This is a genomic window from Caulobacter sp. GW821-FHT10A10, assembly GCF_059415745.1.
This window is the reverse complement of sequence record NZ_JBWKNV010000002.1, coordinates 573721-591130: the sequence shown is the minus strand read 5'-3', so window position 1 is coordinate 591130 and position 17410 is coordinate 573721. Positions and strand designations below refer to the sequence as shown.

Here is a 17410-nt window from a genome sequence, read left to right as displayed (position 1 = left end):
GCGCCTAGTGCGGCGCGATCGGCCCTGTCCACAGGGTGGCGACGTCGCCGTCGGACGCGATCGAAAGCGTCCATCCCGTCCGTCCAGCCATCTCGCCGTTCAGCGTCAGCGAACCGCCTTCCGAGCCATGGACGCTTCTCAGGTCCTCCAACCGTACCTGGGCGATGTCGCAGCCGGGATGCGCGCAGCTGAACCGCCAACGGCCGGGCGCGGCCAGCAGGTCCGCCAGCCGCTTCACGCCGAGGCTCGCCACCGCGTCGGACGACGCCTTGAACGGCGGCCAGCCGGCCCCCGCGCAGTCGCGACCGCCCGGGGCGACGAGCAGATAGTCGTCGGCCACCGACAGCCGGTCGGCGACGCTGGGCGGATCGGCGCGACGGACGGCCACATCGGCGGCCACGGGCTCGAAGAGGATGGTCAGGGTCTGCTGGCGGCAAACGCGGTCGGCGATCGGGCGCGGCGCCATCCGCACGTTGATCTTCCGCAGGGCGTAGGCTTCGGGCGTCCCGTCCTCGATGCTTACGGAGGGATCCGCGCCCACGGCCTGGGCCAGCACGCGGGCGACGAGCTTCGCCGACGGCGGATCGCGGACCTCTTTCAGCGTCAGTCCGTTCTCGCCCGCCAAGGCCGCGACCGGCGACGACGCGAGCAGCAGCAGCCCCGCCGCCCAGCTCGAAAACCCGCCTCCACGCACGATTCACCCCTCCTCGAACCGCCGCAATATAGCCCGCCGCCGCCCTGCGACCACGATCCCCCTCACGTTTCGAGTCTTTCCGTGCTAAGAGAGGCTTTGCGCGAAGCCAATAAGGAGCATTCCGCTGCGTAGCGACCCCGCGCCGACGGCGCACGAGGGACCGGCTGGAGCCGAATCCTCGACTGAAAATCCGACGCTCAGTACGGACCTGAACATCAAGGCGCTCGAGACGCTGATCCTCTCGCGCCTCGACGACGACAAGGCCCAGGACATCGTCCACATCGACCTCACGGACAAGAGCTCCGTGGCCGACAGCCTGATCGTGGCGTCCGGCCGCTCGCACCGTCACGTCGGCGCCCTGGCCGACCACGTGCTGCGCGCGCTGAAGGACCACGGCCTGGGCAAGGCCCGGGTCGAAGGCCTGCCGCACTGCGACTGGGTGCTGATCGACGCCGGCGACGTCGTCGTTCACCTGTTCCGCCCCGAAGTGCGCAGCTTCTACAACATCGAGAAGATCTGGGCCGTCGACGCCCCGCACCGGATGCCGTCGGCTTCGTCGAACTGATCTCTCGTGGGCAGGCCCCGCTCCTGAGCAGCGCTCGGAGCGGGGTTCTCCGCCCTGCTTTCCCAGAATGAAGATCACCATCCTCACCGTCGGGAAGCTCGGCCGCATGGTCGAGGCGCAGCTGGCGCTGGACTACGCGTCCCGCGCCACCGCCTCCGGCCGCGCCCTGGCGCTGGGCCCCGTCGAGATCCTCGAGGTCGAGGCCCGCAAGCCGGGCAAGGCCGCCGAGGCCGAGGTGCTGCGCCCTCACCTGGAAGGCGCCTATGTCGTCGCCTGCGACGAGCACGGCAAGGTCCACACCTCGCGCGCCTTCGCAGGGCGCCTGGAGCGTCTGCGCGACGACGGCCAGCGCAGGATCGTGTTCCTGATCGGCGGGGCCGACGGGCTGGACCCGTCGATCCTTGGCCAGGCCAACGAACTGCTGGCCTTCGGCCCCCAGACCTGGCCCCACGCCCTGGCCCGCGCCATGCTGGCCGAACAGGTCTACCGCGCCGTCACCATCCTGTCGGGCTCGCCGTACCACCGGGACTGAGGCGACGGCGATCAACCGCCTTTCATCTTTCTTCCCGTCATTCCCGCCCTTGTGGCGGGAACCCCTCTGTCAGCCGCAAGGGCTGATGGGGCGGATCGCTGGCGATCCGCTGGCGCTTCACCTGCGAGCGGAGCCAGGGGTTCCCGCGACAAGGGCGGGAATGACGGGAGGTTGGTGGGGCGAGGCCTTTGAAACCGCCGCGCCCTCAGGCAGATAGGGACGCAATGTCCCGCCGCTTCGCGATCGCCGCCGTCAGCGCCGCCGCCCTGCTCCTGACCGGAGCCGGGGCCGTCGTCGCGCAGCAGGTCGGCGACCAGCGCACCCGCGACCTCCAGCAGGCCGCCGACACCCGCCGCGAGATCGAGGACCTGCGGGCCGAGCTGACCCGGCTGAACCAGCAGCAGGTCTCGGCCGGCGCCGACGTCGATATCAAGCGCCAGCGGCTGGAGGTCCTGCACCGCCGTGAGTCGGCGCTGATCGGCGAGATGGGCCGCGACCGGGGCCAGCTGGCCCGGCTGCTCAGCGCCCTGCAACTCTTCCGCCGCAACCCGCCGCCGGCCCTGCTGGTCAATCCCGGCGACGCCCGCGACGCGGTGCGGGCGGCGATCCTGATCCGCGCCATGACGCCCGAGCTGCAGGCTCGGGCCGACGCCTACGCCCGCCAGGCCCGCGCCGTCGGGGCCCTGCGCCGCGAGGCCGCCGCCGCCTCCGAGCAGCTTTTCACCGCCGAAAGCGCCGTGGCCGACCGCCGGGGCGAGCTGGAGCGGATGATCGTCGAAAAGACCGAGCTGGAGCGCGCCTACGCCCAGGACGCCATCGCCGCCGACCAGGAACGCCGCACCCTGGGCGCCCTGACCGACGGCCTGACGACCGCCAGCACCGGCCCGCTGGCCCTGCGCGCGCCGGCGCCCGGCGACGTCGTGCGCCGTTTCGGCGAGGCCCTGCCGGTGGGCGGCAAGTCCGAAGGCCTGTCGATCCGCACGGCCAAGGGCCAGGCCGTCGGCAGCCCCGCGGCCGGCACCGTCGAATACGCCGGTCCGCTGAACGGCTGGGACATGGTCGTCATCGTCCGGACACAGGGCGCCTATCACCTGGTCATGGCCGGCATGGCCGACGTGAAGGTCGCCCCCGGACAATCGGTCGCGGCCGGAACGGAGCTCGGCAGCATGACGGACCGTGGACCTTTGGAGCCGGAGCTCTATCTTGAAGTGCGCGAGAACGGCGTTCCGGCCGACCCGGGACGCTGGCTCAAGCAGGAGTCGCGGTAGACGACTTTTTCAGCGATGATGGATGTTCATCGACGCGCGGCCCGCGTCGGGGATGGACGGGGCCGGACGATTTAAACGCGGCGCGCGCCGCAAAGGGAGCCTTCTAGGCCTTATGCGCAAGTACCTGCTCATCGGTGTTTCGGCCTTCATCCTCGGCGCGGGGACGATGGCCTATGTCAGCCCCATCGCCCAAGCGACCATCCCCTCGCAGAAGGCCAAGACCTACAAGCTGCTCGAACTGTTCGGCGACGTGCTCGCCACGGTCGAGGACCAGTACGTCACCGAGGTCGACGACAAGAAGCTGATCGAGGCGGCCCTCGACGGCATGCTGACCAGCCTCGACCCGCACTCGGGCTACCTGTCGCCCGACAGCTTCGAGGACATGCAGGACACCACCCGCGGCGAATACGGCGGCCTCGGCATCGAGGTCACCAGCGAGGACGGCGTGGTCAAGGTGATCTCGCCGATGGACGGCACCCCCGCCGACCGCGCCGGGATCCACGCCGGCGACTACATCACGGCCGTCAACGGCCAGTCGGTGCTGGGCCTGACGGTCAACGAGGCCGTCAAGCAGATGCGCGGCCCGGCCGGCGAGACGGTGACCATCACCATCGCGCGCGAGAAGACCGACCCGTTCGACGTCAAGCTGGTGCGCGAGGTCATCAAGCCCAAGGCCGCCATCGCCCGCATGGAAGGCGACTACGGCTATGTGCGCTTGCCCGGCTTCAACGAGAAGTCCACCGACGCCCTGTCGGCGGCCATCACCGACCTGAAGACCAAGAACCCGCAGATGAAGGGTCTGGTCTTCGACCTGCGCAACAATCCGGGCGGCCTGCTCGACCAGGCGCGCGGCGTGGCCGACCTCTTCCTGCAAGGCGGCGAGATCGTCAGCCAGCGCGGCCGCAATCCGCGCGACATCCAGCGCCTGAACGCCACTCCGGGCGACATCCTGAACGGCATGCCGATGGTGGTGCTGATCAACCAGGGCTCGGCCTCGGCCGCCGAGATCGTCGCCGGCGCCCTGCAGGACCGCCATCGCGCCGAACTCGTCGGCATCACCAGCTTCGGCAAGGGCTCGGTCCAGACCGTGATCCCGCTGCGCGGCGGCGCCGACGGCGCGCTGAAGCTGACCACGGCCCGCTACTTCACCCCGTCGGGCCGCTCGATCCAGAAGACCGGCATCGAGCCCGACCTGGAAGTGGCCCAGACCAAGGACCAGGCCCAGGACATCGCCAACCGCGTGTGGTTCAGCGAGGCCAGCTTCAAGAACGCGCTGAACGCCGACGAAGGCAAGGCCCGCAAGGGCGTCCACACCCCGGCCGAAGCGCCGCCCGCCGGCTTCGACGAGAAGAAGGGCGACTTCCAGCTGGAACGCGCCGTCGCCGTGCTGAAGGCCGGCTCGGTCGAGGCCGTGGCCAAGCTGCCCAAGCCGCAGCCGAAGATCGCCGAGGTCACCGCCAAGGCGGCCGCGGCCGCCACCGGCAAGCCGGCGGTCGACAAGAAGTAAGGACGCCTTCCAGCGTTCGAACGAAGAGCCGCCCGTCGAAAGATGGGCGGCTTTTTTTGATCCTTCTCCCCTTGCGGGAGAAGGTGTCGGCGATAGCCGACGGATGAGGGGTCTCTCAGATCCGAAAGGTCGCGCCCAGCCGAACCGCCATCGCGGCGGACAGGGCGTTCAACCCCTCACCCGACCTCCCTCCAGGAGGCCACCCTCTCCCGCAAGGGGAGAGGGATCACATCCCCAGCGCGGCGATCAGCACCACGGCCAGGCCCAGGGCCAGTCCCGCCCCTGCCCGCAGCACGGCGGCCAGGCAGACGGCGCGGGCCTCGGGGGCCGCGGTGGTGGAGAAGCGGGCGATCTCGGTCATGCTCATCGGACGAGGCCTCCTGATCCGAAGCTTGCGCCCGAGGATCGGCCGGCGGAAAGCGTCGTAAAGCCGTCACGGGCCATCACGTCGCCTGGCGGTCATTCCTTCACCGCCCGCGCCGCAAAAATCGGCGCCCAGACACCCGCTATTTCGCCGCAGCTTTCGCCAAACGGCGTTAACCATATCTTGGAAGCTTGCCTCGTAAGGCTCGTCCATGGCCGCCGTGTTCTCCCGCAAGCCCGCCTACACCGCCGCCGCGCCCGCCGTTGACGCGGGCGGCGGCGACCTGCGCGCGCGCCTGCTGGCGGCCGCCGGCAATCCCTATATCGGCGCCAGCGCCGCGGCCTTCCTGTTCCTGCTGAGCCTGGCCGTGCTGGTGATGATCACCGGCGATCCCAAGGCCGGCGCGCCCGTGCTGCGCCTGGAGCTGACCAAGATCGGCGCCACCACCAACGCCCCCGAGGGCTGGCGCGAGGCCCTGGCCCCGGAAGGCGCCGAGGAAGCCCCGCTGCTGCCCGGCGCGATGGACCTGTCCGAACACCCCTTCGCCCGCCACGCCGCCGCGCCGGAAACCGAGAGCGAAGCGGTCGACCTCGCCGCCCCGCCCGTCCCGTCCGGCGGCGCCCTGGTCCAGGCCCCGCTGCCCGGCCTGTCGGTTCCCGGCCCCGGCGGCGGCCCCCTGCCGGTGATCGGCCCCGACGGCCGCACGGTCGCCGAAGCCTATGCCCGCCCGTTCACGCCCGACGGCCGCCCGCGCGTGGCCCTGGTGATCGGGGGCCTGGGCCTCAACGCCCAGACCACCCGCGCCGCCATCGAGACCCTGCCGCCCGAGATCACCCTGTCGTTCGCGCCCTATTCCGAGGGCCTGCAGGGCTGGATCGACCTGGCCCGCTCGCACGGCCACGAGGTGCTGCTCGAGACGCCGATGGAGCCCAACGACTATCCGGCCAACGATCCGGGACCCTACACCCTGATCGCCGCCAACCGGCCCGACGAGACCGTGCGCAAGCTGGAATGGCTGATGTCACGCGCCACCGGCTATTTCGGCCTGACCAACTATCTGGGCTCGAAGTTCCTGGCCTCGGATCCGGCCATGGCCACCTTCATGGCCTCGCTCAAGGCCCGGGGCCTGGCCTTCGTCGACGACGGCGCGGCCGCCCGTCGCGGCGGGCCGATCCCGCGCGCCTCGGCCGAGCGGGGCATCGACGATGATCTGTCCGGCGAGGCCATCGAGGGCCAGCTGCGGGCCCTGGAAGCCGGCGCCGGCGCGCGCGGCGCGGCCCTGGGCGTGGGCTTCGCCTACCCCGTCACCATCAGCCAGGTGCGCAACTGGGCCGGCGGGCTGAACGCACGGGGCGTGCAACTGGCCCCGGCTTCGGCTATCGCCAGGCGATGAGCGCCAAGCAAGACCTCTCCCTCTACCGCCCCAATGTGGGCGTCGCCCTCTTCCACCCGACCGACGGCCGCGTCTGGCTGGGCATGCGTCACAAGCAGGAGCCGCCCTACAACTGGCAGCTGCCGCAGGGCGGCGTCGACGAGGGCGAGGACCTGGAAGCCGCCGCCCGCCGCGAACTGCACGAGGAGACCGGCGTCACCTCCGTCGAGCTGCTGGGCCGCACCGAAGGCTGGCTGACCTACGATTATCCGGCCGACTTCCTGGGCACGAAACGCGCCCGGGGATACCTGGGCCAAAAGCAGGTGTGGTTCGCCTTCCGCTTCACCGGCGAGGAATCCGAGATCGATCTGGCCGCCCACGGCGACGTGGAGTTCGACGCCTGGCGCTGGGGCGCTCTCGACGAAACGCCCGAACTGATCGTACCCTTCAAACGCGGCGTCTACGAACAGATGGTCGCCGCTTTCTCGGGGTTCGCGCGCGTCGCCTGACACCCAAGGCTCGCGCCCAACCTCACACGGGGCTTGGAGGCGCGGGCGTGACCAGAACCATCCTGATGATCCACGGCTACGGCATGACCGGCGACGGCTGGTCGCCGGCGGCCGAGGCGTTTCGCAAGGCCGGCTATGCGGTCGAGACCCCGACCATCCGTCCGAAACTGCGCGTGCCCGCCTCGCCCTCGGCGGAGCTGGGCGGCCTGACCCTGGCCGACTACGTCGCCGAGCTCAGCGCCCTGGCGGCGGTGACGGCGGCCCGCGACGGGATCAAGCCGATCGTCTTCGGCCACTCGATGGGCGGGCTGATCGCCCAGAAGCTGGCCGAGAGCGGCCTGACTTCGGGGATCGTGCTGTTCGCCCCCGCCTCGCCGGCCGACGCCCGGGGCAAGCCGAAACTGTCTCCCCTGATCACCTTCCTCAACGCCGTGCTCAGCCAGGGCGGTCCGCCCAAGCCGGTGAAGATGTGGAAGACCGGCTTCAAGTTCGGCGTCGTCAACGCCGTGCCCTCCGCCCGCCACGACGCCCTCTACGCCTCGGCGGTCTATGACAGCGGCCGGGTGCTGCAGGACCTGGCCTATCCCGACCGCGACCCCTCGCGCACCGCCCATGTCGACGCCGCCAAGGTGACCGTGCCGGTGCTGGTGCTGGCCGGAGCCCGCGACCGCACCACGCCGGTCGAGGACGTGCGCCTGGTCGGCCGCAAGTACGCCGGCGCAGACTATCGCGAATATCCCGACCACGCCCACTGGCTGATCGACGAGCCGGGCAGCGCGGCCCTTTACGACGCGGCCAAGGCCTGGCTGTCTGAAAAGGGCCTGGGTCCGGCCTCCGCCCCGCCGCCGGCCAAGGCCAAGGTCGAGCCGAAGGCCGAACCGACGCCCGCTCCGACGCCGGCGGCTGCGCCCGAACCCAAGGCGGAAGCTCCAGCGCCTGCCCGCGCGGCCACTCCGGCCGCCAAGCCCAAGGCTCCCGCCAAGGCGAAGACGCCCAGCAAGGCCAAGGCCGTGGTCGCCGAACCGGCCGTGAAGCCCGCCGCCAAGGCGCCGGCCAAGCCCCCAGCCAAGCCGAAGGCGGCCCCCGCGCCGAAACCGGCCGCCTCAAAGCCGATCGCCCCCAAACCGGCCGCCAAGGCCGAGGTCGCGCCTGCTCCCGCCAAGACCGAGGCCAAGCCCAAGGCCGCGCCGGCCAAGACCGCCAAGCCGAAGACGCCGCCGCCCGCGCCGGTCGAACCGGCTCCGGTGGCGAAGGCCCCCGCCAAGTCGGCGCCCAAGCCGAAGACCGAAGCCAAGGCCGCCCCCGCCGCCAAGGTCGCCAAGCCCAAGGCGCCCGCCAAGGCCGCGGCGCCTCCCGCCGAACCGGCCAAGCCGGCGACTGCGAAGCCTGCGCCGAAAGCCAAGCCAGCTACCGCCGCCAAGGCCGAACCCGCGCCGGCGCCGGCCAAGGCCGCGCCGAAGGCCAAGAGCGCCCCGGCCGCGAAAGCCGCTCCCAAGGCCGACGCCAAGCCCAAGGCGACCCCGAAAGCCGCCGCAACCAAGACTGCTGCGACAACGACGCCCGCCAAAACTTCGCCACGCGGCAAGAAGAGCGTGTAGGCTCCATTGAAACGCTCGTATCAGTCACACGGGCGGGGTTGACCTAAGAGGCGGGCGTGAAGGCTCCGGTGATCATGGTCCACGGCGCCTTCTGCGGCGGCTGGACATTCGATGTGTTTCGCGCGCCGTTCGAGGCCGCCGGTCATCAGGTGCTGACGCCCGACCTGCCCGGCCGCGCGCCCGGCGAGTCGACCGTCGGCCTGTCGATGAGCGACTACGCCCGCGCCGTCGTGCGCCTGATCCGCTCGTGCGAGACGCCGCCGATCCTGATCGGCCACTCCATGGGCGGCCTGGTGGCGCAGCTGGCCGCCGGCCGCGCCCCGGTCGATCGCCTGATCCTGCTGGCCCCCTCGCCGCCCTGGGGCGTGCACGGGGCGAGCCTGGAGGAGGCGGTCTCGGCCGTCAGTCTCTATTCGCTGGGTCCCTACTGGCTGCAGGCCATCGCGCCGGACTACGGGGTCGTGCGCCGCTACAGCCTCGACCGCCTGCCCCGCGAGACCCGCCGCGCCCTCTACGCCCGCATGACCTCGGAAAGCGGCCGAGCGCTGTGGGAGACGCTGAACTGGTGGCTCGACCCGTTCATGACCACCAGCCCCGGCCCGGTGAAGGCCCCGGTGCTGGCCATCGCCGGCGGCCAGGACGTCGTCCACCCGCCCGCCACCGTCCGCCAGACCGCCGCCCGCCTGGGCGGGGTGTTCCGCGAGTTCCCGGAAATGAGCCACTGGCTGCCCGGCGAACCGGGCTGGGAAGACGTGGCCCAGGCCTGCCTGGACTTCATCGCCGCCGAGGACCGGGCGGCGGCGTAAGGTTCCTTCTCCCCTTGCGGGAGAAGGTGTCGGCGAAGCCGACGGATGAGGGGTCGCGCGAACGAAAACGCCGCGACGGCCGATCGGCTGTCACGGCGTCCTGCTTCTGAGAGACCCCTCACCCGACCTCCTTCGGAGGCCACCCTCTCCCGCAAGGGGAGAGGGGTTTAGTGCGTCGAAAACACCTTCAGCCCCAGGATCCCCGAGACGATCAGCGCCAGGCAGACCAGCCGCGCCGCCGTGGCGGGTTCCTTGAACACCAGGATGCCGACGATGGCCGTGCCGACGGCGCCGACGCCGGTCCACACCGCGTAGGCCGTGCCCAGCGGCAAGCTCTTCACCGCCCAGCCCAGCAGGCCCATGGAGGCGACGAGGCTGATCGCGGTCAGGATGGTGGGGATCGGGCGGGTGAAGCCCTCGGTGTATTTCAGGCCGACGGCCCAGCCGATTTCGAAAAGGCCGGCGATGAAGAGGATGATCCAGGCCATGACCTGCTCCCGTTGATCGCGCGCCCGGCCCTTGGCCTCGGCGTCGCGAGAAGCGGGGTCGTCCCCGGAAAAAAGCAAAGGCGCGGGGTCGTCCCCGCGCCTTGCCTAGATAGCTTCTGGATCCCGGAGGGCAAGCCCTCCTCTCATCACTGCGAGGTGTAGAGGATCTGGGCCTGCTCGAAGTTCTTGCCGACCGAGCTGTCGTCCAGCTTCTTGATGCGGACGTAGACGAGGCCGGCCTTGCCGCCGGCAGCGTTGTTGTCCCAGGTCACCGTCAGGCGCTTGACGTCGGTGACCAGCTGGTCGTTGCGGATCAGGCGCAGCTGCGGGCTGTTTTCCCAGCTGGCCCAGTCGTGCAGGGCGGTGGCCAGCGCCTGGGCCTGCTCGGGGCCTTGAGCGTGCTGGACGTTCAGGGTGCAGACGTTCTTGTTCGAACCCGGGTTGTCGAGGACGATCTGGTAGGGCTTGCCCAGGTCCAGGGTCCACAGGTCGCGCTTCTTCTTGAAGCCCGCGGCCTTGGCCAGGGCGTTGAAGTCGCCGCCGACCACGGCCGGCTTGCAGATGGTGTCGAGGACGCTGAGGATCCGCACCGAGACCGGGTCGGTCGGCGGCGGCGGACGCACGGGTTCCGGAGCGGCCGCGGCGGCGGCGGCTTCGGGCGTGCCGGCGGCCGGAGCCGGAACCACGGGCGCGGCCTGATCGGCGGGCGCGGCGGCCGGGGCTTCAGCGGGAGCTTGGGCCGGGGCGGCGGCGGGAGCGGGTTGCTCCTGGGCAACGGCGGTCGAGACGACGCCGAGGGCGATCAAGCTGGCGAGCGCAAGGCGCATAGTCTGGATATCCCCTAGAGACTTGGAGGTCGGCATTAAAACCGACGAGCGTTCCCTCGCAACCCTTATGGTGACGGATTGCGGCGCGTATGGGGTCACAATCGTAATTTTTTATCGCTCCCCCTGAAGGGGGAGCTGTCGCGGAGCGACTGAGGGGGAATTGGACAGCGAAATCGGCCAGCCTCTCGGCAGCTGAAAACGGCCCCCCCTCCGACGCTTCGCGCCACCTCCCCCAGTGGGGGAGGATCTTAGAAACGAAAACGCCCCCGCTGTTTCCAACGAGGGCGTTTCCAGATCGGTCGAGAGAAGCAGCCCTTAGCCGGCCACTTCCACCGCGTGTTCGGCCAGGATCGTGAAGCCGTCCGGACCCACGTCGGCGAAGCCGCCCTGGATGTCGAACAGCTTGACGGTCGCGCCGTCGCGCACCGTCACCCGGCCCTCGCGCAGCGTCGTCATGAACGGCGCGTGGTTCGGCAGGACGCCGAAATCGCCTTCCGTACCCGGCGCGTCGACCTGGTCGACGTCGGCGGAGAACAGTTCGCGCTCGGGCGCGACGAGGGAGAAGTGCAGCTTGGCCATCAGTCGTAGGTCTCCACGGCGCCCAGGGCCGCTTCGATGTCTTCGTCGGTCTGGATCTCGGTACCGCAGAACGGACAGAAGCGGATGGTGGTCAGGACCGTGCCCGTCTCACCATCGGCTTCCCGTTGACCCAGGTTCAACAGGATCAGGCCGCTGTCGTGCTCGATGAGGGAGGCCTCGGCGTCCGAAGACACCGCGTCCTCCAGCTCCTCGCAGCAGAAGTGGCCGAGATCGCCGTCTTCTTCGGTCATCAGGCGTCCGCCGCCATCTTCTCGGCCTTGGCCACGGCTTCTTCGATCGGGCCGACCATGTAGAAGGCGCCTTCCGGCAGGTGGTCGTATTCACCGTCCACGATGCCCTTGAACGAGCGGATCGTGTCCTTCAGCTGGACGAAGGCGCCCGGCGTGTTGGTGAACTGCTCGGCCACGTGGAACGGCTGCGACAGGAAGCGGCTGATCTTACGGGCGCGAGCGACCGTCAGCTTGTCCTCTTCCGACAGTTCGTCCATGCCCAGAATGGCGATGATGTCCTTCAGCGCCTTGTACTGCTGCAGGACTTCCTGGACGCGGCGAGCAACCGTGTAGTGCTCTTCGCCGATGACCAGCGGGTCCATGATCCGCGAGGTCGAGTCCAGCGGATCGACGGCCGGGAAGATGGCCTGGGCGGCGATGTCGCGCGACAGAACGGTGGTGGCGTCCAAGTGGGCGAACGAAGCGGCCGGGGCCGGGTCGGTCAGGTCGTCGGCGGGAACGTAGATGGCCTGGACCGAGGTGATCGAACCCTTGTTGGTCGAGGTGATGCGCTCCTGCAGGTTGCCCATCTCGGTGGCCAGGGTGGGCTGATAGCCCACGGCCGAGGGGATGCGGCCCAGCAGAGCCGACACTTCGGCGCCGGCTTGGGTGAAGCGGAAGATGTTGTCGACGAACAGCAGCACGTCCTTGCCTTCTTCGTCACGGAAGTATTCCGCGATCGACAGGCCGGTCAGGGCGACGCGGGCGCGGGCGCCCGGGGGTTCGTTCATCTGGCCGTAGACGAGGGCGCAGCGCGAGCCTTCGGTCGAGCCGTTGTTGGCCTTCGGGTCGACGTTGACGTTCGACTCGATCATCTCGTGATAGAGGTCGTTGCCTTCGCGGGTGCGTTCGCCCACGCCGGCCAGAACCGAGTAACCGCCGTAAGCCTTGGCGATGTTGTTGATCAGTTCCTGCATCGTCACGGTCTTGCCGACGCCGGCGCCGCCGAACAGGCCGATCTTGCCGCCCTTGGTGTAGGGGCACATCAGGTCGATGACCTTGATGCCCGTGACCAGCACTTCAGCGGTGTTGGTCTGCTCGGCGAAGGTCGGGGCGTCGCGGTGGATCGGGCGCGACAGGTCCGACTGGATCGGGCCCTGCTCGTCGATCGGCTCGCCGATGACGTTCATGATGCGGCCCAGGGTGCCCGGACCGACCGGCACGCGGATGGCTTCGCCGGTGTCGCGCACGGGCTGGCCGCGGACGAGACCTTCGGTGGCGTCCATGGCGATGGCGCGGACGGTGTTCTGGCCCAGGTGCTGGGCGACTTCGAACACCAGGCGCTGGCCGGTGGCGGTGTTGGTGGTCTCAACGGCGTTCAGGATCGCCGGCAGCGGGCCGGTGAACTCGATGTCGACGACGGCGCCGATGATCTGAACCAGACGGCCGGTGGCTTCGCCGGCGACCGGAGCAGCAGCCTTCGGAGCAGCGGCGGCCTTCGGGGCGGCCGGCTTCTTGGCGGCCGGAGCCTTGGGAGCAGCAGCAGCGGCCGGAGCGGCGGCGGCGGCCTTCGGGGCGGCGGGCTTCTTGGCGGCGGCCGGCTTTTCAGCGGCGGCGGCGGGAGCCTTAGCGGGGGTCTTGGCCATGGCGTGCGGGTCTTTCGTGCGTCTCTGCGTGCGTTTTTGGCGTTAGGCTAGATCAGACGGCTTCGGCGCCGGAGATGATCTCGATCAGCTCCTTGGTGATCTGGGCCTGGCGGGAACGGTTGTACTCGAGGGTGTAGCGCTTGATCATGTCGCCCGCGTTCCGCGTGGCGTTGTCCATGGCCGTCATCTGGCTGGCGTAGAAGCCGGCCATGTTGTCGAGCAGGGCCGACAGGATCTGGACCGTCAGGTTGCGCGGCAGCAGGGTCTCGAGGATGGCCTCTTCCGAGGGCTCGTACTCGTAGACCGCGGCCGGACCGGACGCGACTTCACCGCCCTCGACCACGGCCGGGATCAGCTGCAGCGCGGTCGGGATCTGCTGCACCACCGACTTGAAGCGGCTGTAGAACAGGGTGACCACGTCGATGTCGCCGGCTTCGTAAAGCTTGGTGACGACGTCGGCGATCGGCTGGGCCACCGACAGCGTCAGCTGGCGGTAGGCCGACAGGTCGAAGTTCTCGACGATGCGACCGGCGTAGAGGCGACGCAGCTGGGCGGTCACCTTCTTGCCGACGCAGACGATCTTCACGTCCTTGCCCTGGGCGATCAGCCCGTCGATGTGGGCGCGGGCCGCGCGCACGATCGACGAGGTGAAGCCGCCGGCCAGACCACGGTCCGCCGCGGCCACCACCACCAGGTGACGGTCGTCGCGACCGGTGCCGGCCAGCAGCGCCGGAGCGCCGTCGCCCGACACGCCGGTCGCGAGGTTGGCGATGACGCTGGCCAGACGCCGGGCGTACGGACGGGCGGCTTCAGCCGCGTCCTGGCTCCGGCGCAGCTTGGCAGCCGCCACCATCTGCATCGCCTTCGTGATCTTTTGCGTCGCTTTGACGCTCGAGATCCGATTGCGCATTTCCTTCAAGCTGGCCATTCGGCGCTACTCTCTCCGAGCGGTTCCGAGGGGGCTTAGGCGAAGGTCGACGAGAAGCTGTCGAGCGCGCTCTTCAGCGACGCTTCCAGGTCCTTGTCGAGGGCCTTCTTGGTGGCGATGCCGGTCAGCAGGTCCTGGTGGGCGCTGTGCAGGCGGGCCAGGAACTCGGTCTCGAAGCGACGCACCGACGAGGTCGGGATCTTGTCGAGATAGCCGCGGGTGCCGGCGTAGATCACGCAGACCTGCTCTTCGACCGACAGCGGCGCGTATTGCGGCTGCTTCAGCAGCTCGGTCAGGCGCTCGCCGCGGGCCAGCATCTTCTGGGTCGAGGCGTCCAGGTCCGAGCCGAACTTCGCGAAGGCGGCCATTTCGCGATACTGGGCGAGTTCGCCCTTAATCGGACCGGCGACTTGCTTCATGGCCTTGATCTGGGCCGACGAGCCGACGCGCGACACCGAGATGCCGACGTTCACGGCCGGGCGGATGCCCTGGTAGAACAGGTCGGTTTCCAGGAAGATCTGGCCGTCGGTGATCGAGATCACGTTGGTCGGGATGTAGGCCGAAACGTCGTTGGCCTGGGTTTCGATGATCGGCAGAGCCGTCAGCGAGCCCGAACCGTTGTCTTCGTTCAGCTTGGCGGCGCGTTCCAGCAGACGGGAGTGCAGGTAGAACACGTCGCCCGGATAGGCTTCGCGGCCCGGCGGACGGCGCAGCAGCAGCGACATCTGGCGGTAGGCGACGGCTTGCTTGGACAGATCGTCATAGATGATCAGGCCGTGCAGGCCGTTGTCGCGGAACCACTCGCCCATGGCGCAGCCGGCGAACGGGGCCAGGTACTGCAGCGGGGCCGGCTCCGAGGCCGAGGCCACGACGACGATGGTGTATTCCAGGGCGCCGTGCTCTTCCAGGGTCTTGACGATCTGGGCGACGGTCGAGCGCTTCTGGCCGATGGCGACGTAGACGCAGTAGAGCTTGGCGCTCTCGTCCTTGCCGGCGTTGGCGGCCTTCTGGTTCAGGATGGTGTCGATGGCGACGGCGGTCTTGCCGGTCTGACGGTCGCCGATGATCAGCTCGCGCTGGCCGCGGCCGACCGGGATCAGGGTGTCGATCGACTTCAGGCCGGTCTGCACGGGCTCGTGCACCGACTTGCGCGGGATGATGCCCGGGGCCTTCACGTCGACGCGGCGACGCTCGGTGTATTGGATCGGGCCCTTGCCGTCGATCGGCTCGCCCAGCGGGTTGACGACGCGGCCCAGCAGGCCCTTGCCGACCGGCACGTCGACGATCTCGCCGAGGCGGCGGACTTCGTCGCCTTCCTTGATCTCGGCGTCAGCGCCGAAGATCACGGCGCCGACGTTGTCGCGCTCGAGGTTCAGGGCCATGCCCTTCACGCCGGCCTTCGGGAATTCGACCATCTCGCCGGCCTGGACGTTGTCCAGACCGTAGATGCGGGCGATGCCGTCGCCGACCGACAGAACTTGGCCGATGTCCGAGACGGCGGCTTCCTCGCCGAAGTTGGCGATCTGCGACTTGAGGATGGCCGAAATTTCGGCGGCGCGGATGTCCATGGCTGGGTCGGGCTCTTTCTTAGGGCTCTCTGCGTACGTACGTTTTTTGCGCGGTTATACGCTTAGGCGCGCTTGAGGGCGAATTTCAGGGAATCGAGCTTCGAACGGAGCGAAGCGTCGAACAGTCGGGAACCGACACGCACCTTGACGCCGCCCAGGATGGACGGGTCGACGCGGGTCGAGATTTCGGGGGTCTTGCCGAGCGCCTCGGAGACGCCGGCGGTGACGGCCTTCAGCTGGGCGGCGGTCAGCGGGGCGGCCGAGATGACCTCGGCGGCGACCACGCCGCGGTGCTTGGCCGACAGGGCGACGAAGGCGTTGATCGCGCCGACCAGCTCGATGGCGCGGCCGTTGGAGGCGATCAGGCCCAGGAACTTGGCCGTGAGAATGTCGAAACCGGCCTTCACGGCGACGGCGGTCAGGCCCTTGGCCTTGTCCTCGGCCGAGAACGCCGGCGAGTCGATCAGACGGCGCAGGTCGGCGCTGTCGGCGATCAGGGCCTTGAGGTCCTTCAGGTCGCGTTCGACCTTCGCCAGGTTGCCGCCTTCGATCGTCAGTTCGAACAGGGACTGCGCATAACGCTGACCCGCATCCGTCGCCTTGGTTTCTTCCGCCACTTGTTCCGCCCGGTGTGCGTTGCAATCGCCGCGGAAGAGAAGCTGCCCCCTCTTCCCGGCTTAAAGACTTGATCGCGCTTGAGAAAAGCGCACGGGCGGCCCGCGCATTCACGCTGCCCTTCCCGAAGCCCGGCGCCTGATAACACGGGGTGTTCGCAGTCGCAACCAAGCCGAGACGATCGCGTTCGGCCAAGTTTCGGAAAAAAGCCGTTTATCCGTCAGACGTTGACGCGGCGGAAGACGCCGGAGGCCGCGCCGGCCAGGGCGCCGTCCGGCGTGCGGGCCTCGGCTTGAGCGAACACCAGACTGCGAGTGGCCCGTTCGATCCAGCCGCGCAGGGCCAGGTCGCCGCCTTCTCCCTGGCCGTAATCGACGGTCAGCGACACCGGCGCGGCGTCGGAACCGGCGGCGTTCTTCAGGGCCTCTTCCAGCAGGGCGGCGATCGACTGGGTCATGAGCGACACTTAACTCCCGGACGGACGAAAGAAAAAGGCGGCGGAACAAGCCCGCCGCCCTGTCAGGCGATGATCGAGGAAAACAGCCGGAGGAGATTAGGCCTCCGGTGTTGGAGAGGCCTCAGGCGGCCTTGGCCGAAGCGTTGCAGCGCTCCAGTTCGTCGGCGGCCAGGGCCTTGGCGTCGCCGCCGAAGGCCGAGACGCGGCCGGCTTCTTTCACCAGCGCCTTGCACGAGGCGACGCTGAGAGCCCGCGACGGCGCCGAGGCGGCGACGCAGGCGGCGTCTTCGCAGACGAAGACCGCGCCGCCGGCGACGATCTTGGTCTTGGCGGAGACGGGTTTTTCGAGAGTGACCGCCAGGCGGCCGTCGGCCAGGGCGGGGGCGGCGGCGAGCGCGCAAACGGACAGGGCGGCGACAGCCGCCAGGGCGCGGAGCTTCATGGGAAAAGCCCTCCAGCTTCGGGGATGATGGAAAGATCGATGATCGGCGCGTAAGCTGTACTGGCCGTCGGGATGCGAGGGACACGTCTCTTGCCCAGACTTCTCTGGCGAAAGACTGGCGTCGGTATCCCCACCGGCGCCGCGCAACCGAACTAAGCACTGCTTAGATATCAGCGTTCAGAAATAGCGCAAGCGCGTTTTTGTTCGCGTGCGCATATTTTATCGAAACGGAGGTTTTCGGCCGCGAGGCCAGCGCCACCTCCCCCCTCCCGTCATTCCCGCCCTTGTGGCGGGAACCCATGGTTCCGCTGACACGTGAGGCGCAGGCGGCGTGCCGAGCACGCCGCCTCATCCGCCCTTGCGGCTGAAAGAGGGCTTCCCGCCACAAGGGCGGGAATGACGGGAGATTTGGAGA

The 17410-nt window shown here is 69.2% G+C and carries 20 protein-coding genes; 8 read left to right on the top strand and 12 right to left on the bottom strand.

Translation table 11 applies throughout. The annotated features are described in order from the left end of the window. Window positions 1-4 precede the first annotated feature (4 nt). Window positions 5-694, bottom strand: coding sequence for a hypothetical protein (locus AC07NS_RS07635; protein WP_494602553.1), 690 nt, complete (start codon window positions 692-694; stop codon window positions 5-7). A 124-nt stretch (window positions 695-818) separates the two neighbouring features. On the opposite strand from AC07NS_RS07635, the gene rsfS reads away from it, so the two are divergent. The 4 genes from rsfS to AC07NS_RS07615 all read left to right on the top strand — a co-directional run bounded on the left by rsfS (window position 819) and on the right by AC07NS_RS07615 (window position 4566). Next, the gene (rsfS, locus tag AC07NS_RS07630) at window positions 819-1259 is read left to right on the top strand and encodes a ribosome silencing factor (protein ID WP_494602839.1); all 441 of its coding nucleotides are present in this window, start codon (window positions 819-821) and stop codon (window positions 1257-1259) included. A 67-nt stretch (window positions 1260-1326) separates the two neighbouring features. Further along, the gene (gene rlmH / locus AC07NS_RS07625; protein ID WP_494602552.1) at window positions 1327-1791 is read left to right on the top strand and encodes a 23S rRNA (pseudouridine(1915)-N(3))-methyltransferase RlmH; all 465 of its coding nucleotides are present in this window, start codon (window positions 1327-1329) and stop codon (window positions 1789-1791) included. 224 nt (window positions 1792-2015) lie between these two features. Then, complete coding sequence (locus AC07NS_RS07620) at window positions 2016-3059, top strand: murein hydrolase activator EnvC family protein (protein ID WP_494602551.1); 1044 nt, start codon at window positions 2016-2018, stop codon at window positions 3057-3059. A 112-nt stretch (window positions 3060-3171) separates the two neighbouring features. Continuing rightward, window positions 3172-4566: a S41 family peptidase gene (locus AC07NS_RS07615; RefSeq protein ID WP_494602549.1), complete on the top strand. Its 1395-nt coding sequence runs from the start codon at window positions 3172-3174 to the stop codon at window positions 4564-4566. 226 nt (window positions 4567-4792) lie between these two features. Here AC07NS_RS07615 and AC07NS_RS07610 read toward each other — a convergent pair whose 3' ends face one another. Further along, window positions 4793-4933, bottom strand: a complete 141-nt coding sequence (locus AC07NS_RS07610; RefSeq protein WP_487289944.1) for a hypothetical protein — start codon at window positions 4931-4933, stop codon at window positions 4793-4795. 208 nt (window positions 4934-5141) lie between these two features. On the opposite strand from AC07NS_RS07610, the gene AC07NS_RS07605 reads away from it, so the two are divergent. The 4 genes from AC07NS_RS07605 to AC07NS_RS07590 are packed head-to-tail and all read left to right on the top strand — an operon-like array spanning window position 5142 to window position 9215. Next, on the top strand, window positions 5142-6323 hold the full coding sequence (locus AC07NS_RS07605) for a divergent polysaccharide deacetylase family protein (protein WP_494602547.1): 1182 nt from the start codon (window positions 5142-5144) through the stop codon (window positions 6321-6323). Next, on the top strand, window positions 6320-6811 hold the full coding sequence (locus AC07NS_RS07600; protein ID WP_494602546.1) for an RNA pyrophosphohydrolase: 492 nt from the start codon (window positions 6320-6322) through the stop codon (window positions 6809-6811). The genes AC07NS_RS07605 and AC07NS_RS07600 overlap by 4 nt, the downstream gene beginning before the upstream one ends. Before the next feature lie 47 nt (window positions 6812-6858). Then, a complete protein-coding gene (locus tag AC07NS_RS07595; protein ID WP_494602544.1) occupies window positions 6859-8409 on the top strand; it encodes an alpha/beta hydrolase in 1551 nt (516 codons plus the stop codon). A gap of 56 nt (window positions 8410-8465) precedes the next feature. Beyond that, entirely contained in the window at window positions 8466-9215 is a 750-nt protein-coding gene (locus tag AC07NS_RS07590; RefSeq protein WP_494602543.1) for an alpha/beta hydrolase, read from the top strand. 167 nt (window positions 9216-9382) lie between these two features. Here AC07NS_RS07590 and sugE read toward each other — a convergent pair whose 3' ends face one another. The 10 genes from sugE to AC07NS_RS07540 form a co-directional block, all read right to left on the bottom strand. Continuing rightward, complete coding sequence (gene sugE, locus AC07NS_RS07585; protein WP_494602542.1) at window positions 9383-9703, bottom strand: quaternary ammonium compound efflux SMR transporter SugE; 321 nt, start codon at window positions 9701-9703, stop codon at window positions 9383-9385. Between the two features lie 146 nt (window positions 9704-9849). Then, entirely contained in the window at window positions 9850-10530 is a 681-nt protein-coding gene (locus tag AC07NS_RS07580) for a hypothetical protein (RefSeq protein WP_494602541.1), read from the bottom strand. Window positions 10531-10845: 315 nt separating this feature from the next. Next, the gene (locus AC07NS_RS07575) at window positions 10846-11109 is read right to left on the bottom strand and encodes an ATP synthase F1 subunit epsilon (RefSeq protein ID WP_494602540.1); all 264 of its coding nucleotides are present in this window, start codon (window positions 11107-11109) and stop codon (window positions 10846-10848) included. Then, window positions 11109-11360, bottom strand: coding sequence for a hypothetical protein (locus tag AC07NS_RS07570; protein WP_110119153.1), 252 nt, complete (start codon window positions 11358-11360; stop codon window positions 11109-11111). The genes AC07NS_RS07575 and AC07NS_RS07570 overlap by 1 nt, the downstream gene beginning before the upstream one ends. Next, complete coding sequence (gene atpD / locus AC07NS_RS07565; protein WP_494602538.1) at window positions 11360-12985, bottom strand: F0F1 ATP synthase subunit beta; 1626 nt, start codon at window positions 12983-12985, stop codon at window positions 11360-11362. The genes AC07NS_RS07570 and atpD overlap by 1 nt, the downstream gene beginning before the upstream one ends. A 52-nt stretch (window positions 12986-13037) precedes the next feature. After that, on the bottom strand, window positions 13038-13913 hold the full coding sequence (locus AC07NS_RS07560; RefSeq protein WP_494602536.1) for a F0F1 ATP synthase subunit gamma: 876 nt from the start codon (window positions 13911-13913) through the stop codon (window positions 13038-13040). Window positions 13914-13948: 35 nt separating this feature from the next. Continuing rightward, window positions 13949-15481 carry a F0F1 ATP synthase subunit alpha gene (gene atpA, locus AC07NS_RS07555; RefSeq protein ID WP_110133024.1) on the bottom strand — a complete coding sequence of 511 codons (1533 nt, stop codon included), beginning with the start codon at window positions 15479-15481 and terminating at the stop codon, window positions 13949-13951. Window positions 15482-15543: 62 nt separating this feature from the next. Beyond that, window positions 15544-16098, bottom strand: coding sequence for a F0F1 ATP synthase subunit delta (locus AC07NS_RS07550; RefSeq protein ID WP_494602534.1), 555 nt, complete (start codon window positions 16096-16098; stop codon window positions 15544-15546). 218 nt (window positions 16099-16316) lie between these two features. Further along, window positions 16317-16553, bottom strand: coding sequence for a hotdog family protein (locus tag AC07NS_RS07545; RefSeq protein ID WP_494602532.1), 237 nt, complete (start codon window positions 16551-16553; stop codon window positions 16317-16319). Between the two features lie 121 nt (window positions 16554-16674). Further along, a complete protein-coding gene (locus AC07NS_RS07540; protein WP_492854374.1) occupies window positions 16675-16995 on the bottom strand; it encodes a DUF8200 family protein in 321 nt (106 codons plus the stop codon). Between the last annotated feature and the right edge of the window lie 415 nt (window positions 16996-17410).

Bases quoted from the DNA above. Each gene is read 5' to 3' on its own strand.
- AC07NS_RS07540 (WP_492854374.1), bottom strand. From the start codon at position 16,995: ATGAAGCTCCGCGCCCTGGCGGCTGTCGCCGCCCTGTCCGTTTGCGCG.
- AC07NS_RS07580 (WP_494602541.1), bottom strand. From the start codon at position 10,530: ATGCGCCTTGCGCTCGCCAGCTTGATCGCCCTCGGCGTCGTCTCGACC.
- AC07NS_RS07575 (WP_494602540.1), bottom strand. From the start codon at position 11,109: ATGGCCAAGCTGCACTTCTCCCTCGTCGCGCCCGAGCGCGAACTGTTC.
- AC07NS_RS07570 (WP_110119153.1), bottom strand. From the start codon at position 11,360: ATGACCGAAGAAGACGGCGATCTCGGCCACTTCTGCTGCGAGGAGCTG.
- AC07NS_RS07600 (WP_494602546.1), top strand. From the start codon at position 6,320: ATGAGCGCCAAGCAAGACCTCTCCCTCTACCGCCCCAATGTGGGCGTC.
- AC07NS_RS07615 (WP_494602549.1), top strand. From the start codon at position 3,172: ATGCGCAAGTACCTGCTCATCGGTGTTTCGGCCTTCATCCTCGGCGCG.
- AC07NS_RS07620 (WP_494602551.1), top strand. From the start codon at position 2,016: ATGTCCCGCCGCTTCGCGATCGCCGCCGTCAGCGCCGCCGCCCTGCTC.
- AC07NS_RS07610 (WP_487289944.1), bottom strand. From the start codon at position 4,933: ATGAGCATGACCGAGATCGCCCGCTTCTCCACCACCGCGGCCCCCGAG.
- AC07NS_RS07605 (WP_494602547.1), top strand. From the start codon at position 5,142: ATGGCCGCCGTGTTCTCCCGCAAGCCCGCCTACACCGCCGCCGCGCCC.
- atpD (WP_494602538.1), bottom strand. From the start codon at position 12,985: ATGGCCAAGACCCCCGCTAAGGCTCCCGCCGCCGCCGCTGAAAAGCCG.
- AC07NS_RS07545 (WP_494602532.1), bottom strand. From the start codon at position 16,553: ATGACCCAGTCGATCGCCGCCCTGCTGGAAGAGGCCCTGAAGAACGCC.
- rlmH (WP_494602552.1), top strand. From the start codon at position 1,327: ATGAAGATCACCATCCTCACCGTCGGGAAGCTCGGCCGCATGGTCGAG.
- sugE (WP_494602542.1), bottom strand. From the start codon at position 9,703: ATGGCCTGGATCATCCTCTTCATCGCCGGCCTTTTCGAAATCGGCTGG.
- AC07NS_RS07560 (WP_494602536.1), bottom strand. From the start codon at position 13,913: ATGGCCAGCTTGAAGGAAATGCGCAATCGGATCTCGAGCGTCAAAGCG.
- atpA (WP_110133024.1), bottom strand. From the start codon at position 15,481: ATGGACATCCGCGCCGCCGAAATTTCGGCCATCCTCAAGTCGCAGATC.